Source organism: Azotobacter chroococcum, assembly GCF_002220155.1.
GTDB lineage: Bacteria > Pseudomonadota > Gammaproteobacteria > Pseudomonadales > Pseudomonadaceae > Azotobacter > Azotobacter chroococcum.
Window position 1 is genome coordinate 4,531,772 of record NZ_CP011835.1, and the last position, 11,434, is coordinate 4,543,205.

General features: G+C 66.6%; 9 protein-coding genes. 2 read left to right on the plus strand and 7 right to left on the minus strand.

Annotated features, from left to right (window positions below):
- Positions 1–199: 199 nt before the first annotated feature.
- The gene (locus ACG10_RS24785; protein ID WP_269768802.1) at positions 200–322 is read right to left on the minus strand and encodes a hypothetical protein; all 123 of its coding nucleotides are present in this window, start codon (positions 320–322) and stop codon (positions 200–202) included.
- Positions 323–425: 103 nt separating this feature from the next.
- Between ACG10_RS24785 and ACG10_RS21105 the strand changes: the two genes are divergently transcribed.
- Complete coding sequence (locus tag ACG10_RS21105) at positions 426–2,171, plus strand: fatty acyl-AMP ligase (protein ID WP_089169722.1); 1,746 nt, start codon at positions 426–428, stop codon at positions 2,169–2,171.
- A 349-nt stretch (positions 2,172–2,520) separates the two neighbouring features.
- Positions 2,521–3,792 (plus strand): PDDEXK-like family protein, encoded by a 1,272-nt coding sequence (locus ACG10_RS21110; RefSeq protein ID WP_089169723.1) that lies wholly within the window; start codon positions 2,521–2,523, stop codon positions 3,790–3,792.
- Positions 3,793–4,069: 277 nt separating this feature from the next.
- Here the strand turns inward: ACG10_RS21110 and glmS are convergent, their stop codons facing one another.
- From glmS to ACG10_RS21140, 6 genes are all read right to left on the minus strand, one after another.
- Positions 4,070–5,905 (minus strand): glutamine--fructose-6-phosphate transaminase (isomerizing), encoded by a 1,836-nt coding sequence (glmS, locus tag ACG10_RS21115; RefSeq protein ID WP_089169724.1) that lies wholly within the window; start codon positions 5,903–5,905, stop codon positions 4,070–4,072.
- Between the two features lie 11 nt (positions 5,906–5,916).
- A complete protein-coding gene (locus ACG10_RS21120) occupies positions 5,917–6,684 on the minus strand; it encodes a DeoR/GlpR family DNA-binding transcription regulator (RefSeq protein WP_089169725.1) in 768 nt (255 codons plus the stop codon).
- Positions 6,685–6,856: 172 nt separating this feature from the next.
- The gene (glmU, locus tag ACG10_RS21125; RefSeq protein ID WP_089169726.1) at positions 6,857–8,221 is read right to left on the minus strand and encodes a bifunctional UDP-N-acetylglucosamine diphosphorylase/glucosamine-1-phosphate N-acetyltransferase GlmU; all 1,365 of its coding nucleotides are present in this window, start codon (positions 8,219–8,221) and stop codon (positions 6,857–6,859) included.
- Positions 8,222–8,390: 169 nt separating this feature from the next.
- The gene (locus ACG10_RS21130) at positions 8,391–10,175 is read right to left on the minus strand and encodes a VWA domain-containing protein (protein ID WP_089169727.1); all 1,785 of its coding nucleotides are present in this window, start codon (positions 10,173–10,175) and stop codon (positions 8,391–8,393) included.
- 24 nt (positions 10,176–10,199) lie between these two features.
- Complete coding sequence (locus tag ACG10_RS21135) at positions 10,200–10,694, minus strand: ATP-binding protein (protein ID WP_089169728.1); 495 nt, start codon at positions 10,692–10,694, stop codon at positions 10,200–10,202.
- 3 nt (positions 10,695–10,697) lie between these two features.
- The gene (locus ACG10_RS21140; RefSeq protein ID WP_227028772.1) at positions 10,698–11,417 is read right to left on the minus strand and encodes a hypothetical protein; all 720 of its coding nucleotides are present in this window, start codon (positions 11,415–11,417) and stop codon (positions 10,698–10,700) included.
- Positions 11,418–11,434: the final 17 nt, after the last annotated feature.

Consider the following 11,434-nt stretch of genomic DNA (forward strand, 5'->3'; position numbering starts at 1 on the left):
GTGCCTTGCCACGAGGGGCATGCAGGCAGCGCTTGCCGAGGATATATGGCCGGCCGGGCTGCGTACCGGCGACGAACGATTTCAGGGGGAAACGGCAATGGATGTGCGCAGCATCGTATTGGGCCAGATCGAACCCGGAGACTGGCCGCGATCGGCCAGCACGACACCCGCCGGGCACGACTGATCTTCACCAGGCGTTTCATTTGCACTTCACAGCGACGCCCAGTTCCTGGACGAACAGGCCGGAACCCTTCCTTCGCGAAATGACCGCCCACTTTCGCGAGGTCGGCTTCAGTTCGATCCGCGAGCCGTCCAGCGTCATCACGACTTTCCGGCCCCGCGCGCAATACGACGGTCCTGGAAGCCATGACTGCACGGACCGCGAAAAAGCTATTTCCGAGACAGCACACTTAGGAACTGAACGAATGGCCGATCTTTATATGTCCGCGACGCTTTCCCGGCACGCCCTGCCCCAGCGTCTGGCCGATTTTCCGACACTGGCGGAAGCCCTCGATTACGCCGCGCTCGGGCATACCGGCCTGAACTTCTATGACGGCCGCTGCCGGCTGACGGCCGTCGTCCAATACGCGACCCTGAGAGGGGCGGCACAGGCTACCGCCAGGCGCCTGCACGGGCTGGGTCTGCAGCGGGGCGACCGGGTCGCCTTGATCGCCGATACCGATCCGGATTTCGTGGAGGCGTTCTACGCCTGCCAATATGCCGGTTTCATCGCGGTGCCCCTGCCCATTCCGTCCGGTCTGGGCAGCCATGCCTCCTATGTGGAAAAGCTCAGGGGCCTGCTGGGCAGTTGCGCGCCGAGCGCCGTCCTGGCGCCTGCCGGCTGGCTGCCGTTCGCCCGCGAGGCCGCCGACTCCTGCGCCCCGCGCTTCGTCGGCACGCTCCAGGAGATCAGGAGCCGCGCGGTTCCGTCCGTGGCGCTGGAGCCTTCGCGGCCGGACGAGACCGCCTATCTGCAGTACACCTCGGGCAGCACCCGCTTTCCCCGCGGCGTGGTCGTCACCCAGCGGGCGGCCATGGCCAACCTGCAGGTCATCGCCCGGTACGGCATCGGCCTGCGCCCGGCCGACCGCTGCGTCTCCTGGCTGCCGTTCTATCACGACCTCGGGCTGGTGGGCTTCGTCCTCAGCCCGATGGCCTCGCAGTTGTCGGTGGACTACCTGCGCACCCAGGATTTCGCCATGCGGCCGCGGCAGTGGCTCCAGCTGATCAGCCAGAACCGCGGCACCGTCACCTCCGCCCCGCCCTTCGGCTACGACCTCTGCTCGCGCCGCACCCGGGAAGGCGAAGCCGCCCGCTTCGATCTGTCCAGCTGGCGTGTCGCCGGCACCGGCGCCGAACCGATCCGCGCCGAGGTGTTGCAGCGCTTCGCCGAACAGTTCGCACCGGCGGGCTTCGATCCCAAGGCCTTCGTGCCCGGTTACGGCCTGGCGGAATGCACCCTGAGCGTCAGCTTCGCCCGCCGTGGCGTCGGTCTGCAGGTCGACCGGGTCGAGCGCCGGGCCCTGGAGCACCAGTCGCAGGCCGTGCCCTTCGACGGCGAGGACGACAAGGCCAGCACCTTCGTCAATTGCGGCGCCGCCCTGCCCGGCCACCGGCTGGAAATCCGCGACGCGGCCGGACGGCCGCTGGCCGAGCGCCAGATCGGCCGGGTGATGGTGCAGGGGCCCAGCCTGATGTCGGGCTATTTCCGCGACGAGGAGTCGACCCGGGCCGTGCTGGAGGGCGGCTGGCTGGATACCGGCGACCTCGGCTACCTGCATGACGGCGAGCTGTTCATCACCGGGCGGCAGAAGGATCTGCTCATCGTGCGCGGGCGCAACATCTGGCCCCAGGACATCGAGGCCCTGGTCGAGTCGCAGCCCGACGTGCGGCCCGGCGACGTGATCGCCTTCCTGGTGCCGGCGGACCCCGAGCCCCGCGTCGTGGTGCAGGTACAGTGCCGGATCACCGATGCGCAGAAGCGCGAACAGCTGGTCCGCACCCTGAGCGGGCTGATCAACAGCGAGTTCGGCCTCGCCGCCCAGGTGGAACTGGTCCCGCCGCATTCCCTGCCGCGCACCTCTTCGGGCAAGCCCTCGCGCGCCGAGGCACGCAAGCGTTTCCTCGCCCTGGCGCAGTCCGCAGCCGAGCCTTCGATGGCGCTCGACTAACGGCCTGTCCCTGGCCGGCCGCCAGTGTGGATAAGGTTTCAACCTGATCCATTCCCGAAAGCCGCCATTTCTGGCGGCTTTTTGCTTTCCGATGAAAGCAGCCTCGCAGTGAGAATAAAGAATCAGCCTAAAAGATTGGCTTGCTGCATTCCATTTCCCTGCTTGGGACCGGAAGCGACCCATAATAGATATCAAACACTAGTCATAAAATTGACTAAAACGGGCCTCTGAATTTTTCTACAAAATCAGTGGCAATTTAGTATGCTTTATCTGTTAGCGCTGGAACAGGTAGCGCTGCTTACCTCATAAAATATTGGTCCAACTCTCCCCCTCTAACGAGCATGTAGACGTGGAAGTAAAAGAAGCTGTAGAACTATTCTTTGGTGATAATAAGCTGTCAGAGCTGTGTGAGATTCTGAAAATAGGGGATGACATTCTTGATGTCATTTCTCTGAGCGAAAATCAGCACTCAGACCTTCTTGCCTGGATGTTTGATCCTCGTGAGGGACATGGTCAGGGCGATCAAATCCTCCGAGACCTGCTCCTAAGCGCCGCGCAAGCTGCCCGACAAGGCTGTGGACTGGATGGCAGAGGCACTACAGCACGTTTCTTTGCTGAGTGGCCGTCTTCCCGAATCCGCACATCAAGCTTTGGCTCGGTCTTCACCGCCCGTGAGTTGGGAATGAAGGCATCAGAGCGAGTTGATCTATTTGTGATTGATCCAATCAACAAGTTTGTTCTGCTGATTGAGAATAAGGCAGGCGCTACTCATAGTAGTGAGCAACTTGATGGTTACCGTGAAAGCTGGATGGAGACCATTGCCAGTAACCCTCATCTTCGAGAATACGATAGTGTATTCATCGCCTTGGACCGGGAGTTTGCCGGTGATGATTGGTCTGATCGTCCTTCGAACGGCTATTGGCTGCATCTCGGTTATGATTGGTTGAAGGCCTCTGCTGACAGAGCGTTGCTCCATGTTGAGCGAGGCAATGCTGCGGCTCGGCTTGTAGTCAGCTACTGCAGCCGGCAGACGGACTGGGAGAGTCCAGTAAGCCATCGAGCCATAACGCTTGCTGCTGAGCTCCATGAGGCTCATGGCTTTGCTATCAAGCAGTTGCTCGAGGCCTCTACAGGTCGTATTGAGAAGACTTGGATTCAAAGCCGCAGCGATATATATATGATGTTTATGCTGCAGAACAAAGCAGCCACTTCTCTCTTGCGTGAGACACAAGGCATGGCATCAATCAAGGAGACACTTGCGGCAAAAGTGCCTGGTCTGAAGCGTGAGAATATCGCTCATGCTCGTGCTTGGTTGGATATTTGTCCACCGGGTTTGGAAAAATATAAAGGGGAGAGTTGGTGGCCAGTTTACTTCAGTGTCAGTTATTCCGATAGCTCTAGGTCGAAGTGCGATGTCGCACTAATTTTAGACAAGGGCTACGCAAACTCTGAGGATGAGGGTGAGAAACTACGAGACTATCTAAAAATATTCGATGCACGCTTTGCCAAGCATCAGAGCACTGACCGGCGCCGGGTTATTCTAAATAATAATCTCAGCCTTTCAGATCTTGTGCGAATTCTTGATAATCACTCTACTCGCTTGCTCAAGATTATTACGTAGTGTCGTTCAGAGGAGGCCACTCCAAGTATGAGTCCTTGGACTGGCTCGCTCTATCGACTCACAAATTTTCGAGCCTCAGCTCACCTTACAGCCCAAGGTGGCGATGTCCGCCTCTGGCTGCTTGTTACCTATAGCGACCGGCCGGTTTGGGTCGGTTTCTGCCTGTCGCAGCAGGTCGGCTGGGGACGTGGCACCTCGTCAGTGCACACGCCCTCTCGCTCGACTCAGGATGAGACTTTATTGTCTTCCCACAGGCAGCACGAAACCCGACCGCCCCTCACTCCACCGTCACGCTCTTCGCCAGGTTGCGCGGCTGGTCGACGTCGGTGCCTCTGAGCACCGCGACGTGGTAGGACAAGAGCTGCAGCGGCAGGGTATAGAGGATCGGCGCGAGCTGTGGGTGGATGTGCGGCATCTCCACCAGGCGGGTGCCCTCGCCGTTGTGGATGCCGGCCTCGCCGTCGGCGAAGACGATCAGCTCGCCGCCGCGGGCGCGGACTTCCTGCAGGTTGGACTTGAGCTTTTCCAGCAGCTCGTTGTTCGGCGCCACGGTGACCACCGGCATGCTCGCGTCGACCAGCGCCAGCGGGCCGTGCTTGAGTTCGCCGGCCGGGTAGGCCTCGGCGTGGATGTAGGAGATCTCCTTGAGCTTGAGCGCACCCTCCATCGCCACCGGGTACTGGGCGCCGCGGCCGAGGAACAGGCAGTTGTTCTTGTCGGCGAAGAACTCGGCGATCTGCTGGATGGTGGCGTCCATCGCCAGCGCCTCGTCGAGACGCGCCGGCAGACGGCGCAGCTCCTCGACCAGCCCGGTCTCGACCCCGGCGGCGAGGCTGCTGCGCGCCTGGCCGAGGGCTAGGGTCAGGAGCAGCAGGGCGACCAGCTGGGTGGTGAAGGCCTTGGTCGAGGCGACGCCGATTTCCGGGCCGGCCTGGGTCAGCAGGCAGAGGTCGGCCTCGCGCACCAGCGAGCTGGTGCCGACGTTGCAGATCGCCAGGCTGGCCAGGTAGCCAAGCTCTTTCGCCGTGCGCAGGGCGGCCAGGGTGTCGGCGGTCTCGCCGGACTGGGAGATGACCACGAACAGGCTGTCCGGCTGCACCACCACCTTGCGGTAGCGGAACTCGCTGGCTACCTCGACCTGGCAGGGAATCCCGGCCAGTCCCTCCAGCCAGTAGCGGGCGACCATGCCGGCGTGGAAGCTGGTGCCGCAGGCGACGATCTGCACGTTCCTCACCCGGCCGAACAGCTCGGCCGCCTGCGGGCCGAAGGCCTCGACCAGCACGTGGTTGGCGGCCAGGCGGCCTTCCAGGGTGCGGCGCACCACGGTCGGCTGCTCATGGATCTCCTTGAGCATGAAGTGGCGGAACTCGCCCTTGTCGGCGGCCTCGGCGCCGTCGCGGTACTGCACCGCCTCGCGCTGCACGGGATTGCCGTGCACGTCCCAGACCTGCAGGCCGTCGCGGCGGATCTCGGCGATGTCGCCCTCCTCCAGGTAGACGAAGCGGTCGGTCACCTGGCGCAGGGCGAGCTGGTCGGAGGCGAGGAAGTTCTCGCCGTGGCCGAGGCCGATCACCAGCGGGCTGCCGCTGCGCGCGGCGAGCAGGCGGTCCGGCTGGCCGGCGCCGATCACCGCCAGGCCGTAGGCGCCGTGCAGCTCGGGAATGGTGGCCTTGAGCGCGGCGGTGAGGTCGCCGCTCTCCTGCAGCTTGTGGTGCAGCAGGTGGACGATGACCTCGGTGTCGGTATCCGACTCGAAGCGGTAGCCGAGGCCCTGCAGGCGCTCGCGCAGCTGCAGGTAGTTCTCGATGATGCCGTTGTGCACCACCGCCAGCTCATCGGCGGAACAGTGCGGGTGGGCGTTGCGCTCCAGCGGCGCGCCGTGGGTGGCCCAGCGGGTATGGGCGATGCCCAGGCGCCCGGCCAGCGGCTCGCTCTGCAGCGCCTGTTCCAGCCCGGCGATCTTGCCCGAACGACGGCAGCGGGCGAGCTTGCCGGCGCCGTCGATCACCGCCACGCCGGCGCTGTCGTAGCCCCGGTATTCCAGGCGCTTGAGGCCCTCCAGCAGGATCGGGGTGATGTTGCGTTCGGCGATGGCGCCAACGATTCCGCACATGGTGGTTCTCCTTAGGTGGGCACGGCGACGCAGACCAGCTCCACGCCGCGCGCCGCAATCTGTTCGCGCGCCTCGGGCGGGAGGCGCTCGTCGGTGATTAGGGTGTGCACGCTGCTCCAGGGCAGCTCCAGGTTGGGAATCCGCCGGCCGACCTTGTCGGACTCGACCATGACCACGACTTCCCGGGCGACCTCGGCCATGACCCTGGACAGGCCGAGCAGTTCATTGAAGGAGGTGGTGCCGCGCGCCAGGTCGATGCCGTCGGCGCCGATGAACAGCTGGTCGAAGTCGTAGGAGCGCAGCACCTGCTCGGCGACCTGGCCCTGGAAGGATTCCGAATGCGGGTCCCAAGTGCCGCCGGTCATCAGCAGCACCGGCTCGTTCTCCAGCTCGCGCAGGGCGTTGGCGACGTCGAGGGAGTTGGTCATCACCACCAGCCCGCGCTTGTGGCCCAGCTCGGGGATCAGCGCCGCGGTGGTGCTGCCGCTGTCGACGACGATCCGCGCGTGCTCGCGAATCCGCGCCGCGGCGGCCCTGGCGATCGCCTGCTGGCAGGCGGACGGCGGACGCAGGCCGTCCTCGGCATCCTGCGGCCGCGGCACCGCCCCGCCGTAGCGGCGCAGCAGCAGGCCGTTCTTCTCCAGAACGGCGAGGTCCTTGCGGATGGTGACCTCCGAGGTCTCGAAGCGCCGGGACAGTTCGTCGACACTGACTTCGCCCCGTTCGGCCAGCAGGGCGAGGATGGCGTGGCGGCGTTGCGGTGTGTTTCGCTTCGACATCTCTAGGTTTCGATTCGAAATAACAGGTGATCGAATGAAAGCCCGCCAGCGTCTGCCGGTCAAGCTGAAACCGCCAAGCGGAACGGCGTGCGCGAGGGGAAATGAGACCGGCGGGACCGTCGCGGGTTCTCGCGCCAGTGCGCGAGACCCCGCACGGCGGGGGGACGGAGCGTTACTTCTTGATCTTTTCCGGGCGCTGCCAGCCTTCGATGTTGCGCTGGCGGCCGCGGCCCAACGCCAGGTTGTCGGCCGGCACGTCCTCGGTGATCACCGAGCCGGCGCCGGTGGTGGCGCGGTCGCCGAGGGTGACCGGGGCGACCAGCGCGCTGTTCGAGCCGATGAACACGTCCTCGCCCATCAGCGTCCTGAACTTGTTGGCGCCGTCGTAGTTGCAGGTGATGGTGCCGGCGCCGATGTTGCTGCGCGCGCCGATCTCGGCATCGCCCAGGTAGGACAGGTGCCCGGCCTTGGCGCCCTCGCCCAGCACCGCGTTCTTCAGCTCGACGAAGTTGCCGACATGGGCCTTCGCCTTCAGCACCGCGCCTGGGCGCAGGCGGGCGAAGGGTCCGCAGTCGGCGCCCTCGCCCAGCTCGGCGCCCTCCAGGTGGCTGTTGGCCTTGACCTGGGCGCCGCGGCGCAGGGTGCTGTCCCTGATCACGCAGTTCGGGCCGATCTCCACGCCGTCCTCGATCACCACGCGGCCTTCGAGGATCACATTGACGTCGATCAGCACGTCGCGGCCGACGCTGAGCTCGCCGCGCAGATCGAAACGCGCCGGGTCGCGCAGGGTCACGCCCTGGGCCATCAGCCGGCGCGCGGCGCGCAGCTGGTAGTGGCGCTCCAGCTGGGCGAGCTGGATACGGTCGTTGGCGCCCTGCACTTCCATGGCGTCCAGCGGCTGCTCAGTGGCGACCGTCAGGCCGTCGGCCACCGCCATGGCGATCACGTCGGTGAGGTAGAACTCGCCCTGGGCGTTGTCGTTGGACAGCCGCCCCAGCCAGTCGGCCAGGCGCGCGCCGGGCACCGCGAGGATGCCGGTGTTGCCCTCGCAGATGGCGCGCTGCTCGGGGGTCGCGTCCTTATGCTCGACGATGGCGACGACCTTGCCTGCCGCATCGCGGACGATCCGCCCGTAGCCGCTGGGATCGACCAGGTCCACGGTGAGCAGGGCCAGGCGGTCGGGGCCGACCTGCGCCAGCAGGCGCTGCAGGGTGTCCGCCTCGATCAGCGGCACGTCGCCGTAGAGGATCAGCACCCGCTCGGCCGACAGCGCCGGCAGCGCCTGGGCCACGGCATGCCCGGTGCCGAGCTGCTCGGCCTGCAGGACGAAGTTCAGGTCGTCCGCCGCCAGTCGCTCGCGCACCAGTTCGGCACCGTGCCCGATCACCACGTGGATGCCCTGCGGCACCAGCTGGCGGGCCGTGGCGACGACGTGGCCGAGCATGGAATTGCCGGCGACCGGGTGCAGGACTTTCGGCAGGGCGGAACGCATGCGCGTGCCCTGGCCGGCGGCGAGGATGACGATATCGAGGGACATGGAAAGGATCCTGACATGGACGGAGTGAATGAAGCCTCGGCGAAACCCGGCGCACGGGCAAGTGCGGCCGGGCTCCGACTGTGCCCAGTGCCGCCGGCGCTTTCAAGGCAGCCGGGCACAAAGCCGCGAGCGCCGCCCAAAGCGCGGCGCTGTGCGGCTCAGACAGCGCTCACTGCCGGCAGTGCGCCGGCGGCAGCACGTCCTGGGCGGCCTGACGGGTCATCGCGGCCAGTTCGCCGGCGTTCCTGGCGTTGAACACCCGGCCGCCGGTGGCCTGGGCCAGACAGTTGCCGGCGCCGGTACCGGCGATGTCGACCACGTTGATCTTCAGGTGCGGCTTGCGCCGCGCCAGGTCGCGGGCCACCGCGCAGGGGTCCTGGTGGCAGCTCTCCTCGCCGTCGGAAACCACCACCATCACCGACTCGCGGTTGACGCCGTCGAGCATCTGTCCGGCCTTGGCGACGCCGTCGGCCAACGGCGTGCCCTCCACCGGCTCGATGGAGTTCAGGCGCGACAGCAGGCCGCCGCGCTGGGCCGGGGTGAAGAAGCCCATGCTGCGCGAGCTGGGGCAGCGCTCGATCAGCACCAGGCCGGCGCTGACGTCGCTGGGCAGGCGCTGCACCACGGCGGTGGTCGCCTGCTTGGCCGCGGTGATGCGCTTGGGCTCGCGGTAGAGATGGCCGGTGGTGTCGATCCCCGGGTTGCCGCCCAAGAGCACACGCGCGGCGATGTCGGTCATGCCCTGCATCATCACTGCCCGGTCGATCTCCTGCTTGGTCGCCAGCAGGCTGATGTCCATCGAGCCGGAGGCGTCGAAGACGATGGCCAGCTCCGGCGCCAGCTCCTTGGGCCGCTCCTCGGGGCAGAGGTTCTTGGCGTTGGCGATCAGCTGCTGGCGGCACTGCTGCTTGAGCTTCGCCTCGACCTCGCCATGCAGCGTCGGGTTCTGCTTGATCTCCGGGTCCTTGAGCAGCTGCTGCAGGGTATTGCAGTTGCTGCCCGCCGAAACGATGCGCTTGTGCGCCAGCTCGACCGGGTCCGGCTTGGGCTCGGGTTTAGGCTCAGGCTTGGGCTCCGGTTTCGGTTCCGGCTTGGGCGCGGGCTTGGGTTCCGGCTTCGGCTCGGGCTTGGGCTCCACCTTGGGTTCGGGCTTGGGCGGCGCCACCGCCTCGACCTTGGGCTCCGGCTTCACCACGGGCACCGGCGGCACCTCGGGCTCGGGCTTGGGTTCCTCGGCCGGCGGCGGGACTTCCGGCGCGGGCGGCGGTTCCTCGGGCTTTTTCGGCTCCTCGACCGGCGGCTTGGGCTCCTCTTGGACGGCCGGCGGCTCGGTCGCAGCGAGCGGCTCGAGCGGCGGCTCCTGGCGGCCGAGCAGCCACCACCAGAGGCCGGCGAGCAGGGCCAGCAGCAGCGCAAACAGCAGCAGCCAGGGCCACCAGCGGCGCTGTGGCGCGGCGGCGGCCAGCAGGGGCGCTGCGGCGCCGGCCGCCGCTATGGGCGCCGCCCCCGGGATGCCGGCAGCGGCCGGCGGGGGTGGCGGTGCGGGCGGTTCGCCGCCGCCCCAGAAGGTCACCAGCGGCTGGCCGTTCAGCGCGTAGAGGGTGGACAGGTCCGGATAGCGGGCGGCCTGGCGCAGCAGCTCGGCCTGGCGGCGGCCCTCCTCGCCCTGCCCTTCGAGACGCTCGGCCAGCTGTGCGATGGAGGCCAGGCGCTCGTCGAGCAGCTGGCGAACCTGCCGCGCCTCCTGCGGCGCCAGCTCGCTGAAGGGCACCGGCTGGCCGCCGAGGTCCGAGTACCACTCGATGACGTCGCCTTCGGCCTGCCTGGGCTTGGCGAACAGGGTCGCCGTGCTCGGCGGCAGGTGGCGGCGCAGGATGGCCACCAGTTCCGCGTGGCCGGCCAGGGCATCGGCCGCGCTGTGCGTGGCGCTGGATAAACGGGTGATTCGCTTCATGGTCGCCTTGCTTGCGGGAGCGGTTCAGCGCAGGCCCAAGTCGCCTTCCAGGCTGGCGAGCCGGGTGCGCAGTTTCTGCAGTTCGTACTGTTTCTGCGCCACGGCCACGTTGTCCTGGCGGTTGATGCCGGCCATGTCCTTTTCCAGCGCGGCGATCTCGCCCTGCAGGCGCTGGTTGCCGCGGGTCTTCTGCTTGAGTTCGCTCAGCAAGGCGTCCATCGCCTTGTTGAGCGCGGCGTATTCACTGCGCTGGCGATCCAGTTCGCGGCCAACCTCGCTGCGCTCCTTGTCGAGGGCGGCGTAGGTGTCGCGGAACAGCTGGTTGGTCTTGCGCTCGTCGAGCAGGATCTTCTCCTTCTGCTCGATGCGCTGGGCGTAGCCGCCGTGCACGTTGCAGCCGAACTTGGTGGCGAAGCCGGCATCGGCGTGGCGCGGGTCGCACTCCTGCGGGCTCACCGCGCAGGCGCCGAGCGACAGGCTGGTGGCGAGAAGGGAAAAGACTCGGAAAAATCGGTGCATGCTTCAACCCAGGCGGATGGCGGAGCGTTGTCTGTAGAGCTGGTCGATCTCGGCTTCCAGCGAGCTGATCTGCCGCTGCATGCTGTTGATCTCGGCGTTCAGGGTGTCGATGCGCGCGGCGCTGGCGCTGCCGCGCTCGGCGGCAGCGACCTTGCGCCACTCCTGCTGCCGGGTGCGGGCGTTGGCCAGCTTGTCGCGCAGGAACACCAGGTTGGCGTCGACCTTGGCCAGGCGCTGCTGGGCATGGGCCCTCTGCACCCGCTTGGCGGCGATGTCGCGCTGGATCATGGCGATGCTCTGGCGGTCGTCGGCGATCACCGTGCGCGCGGTGCGGCTCAGGTCCTGCAGCTCGCGGTTGTCCTTGCGCACGTCGGCGATGGCCACGTCGAGGCGCTGCTCGGCATTGGCGTACTGGCTGCGGCGCTGATCGAGGTAGTAGTTGGCGCCCATGCCGGCGCCGCAGCCGACCACCGCCGCGGCGGCCATGCACTCGCCCTTCTTGTCCGGGTTGGCCAGTTGGCAGGCCAGCACGCCGACCACGGCGCCGCCGGCGCAGGCCTGCCAGCCGGACTTGCTGAAGAACTGGGCCGAATTGCTGTTGGCCAGTCGCGGGTCGGTCTGTCCCATGCCCATGCCGGGACCGTCCAGGGTCTCGCAGCCCGCCAGCAGCAGGGCGAGGGCCGCCCAAGCGATTCGTTTAGCCGTGAACGAGGCCACCATCATGTCGAGTCTCGCCTTCT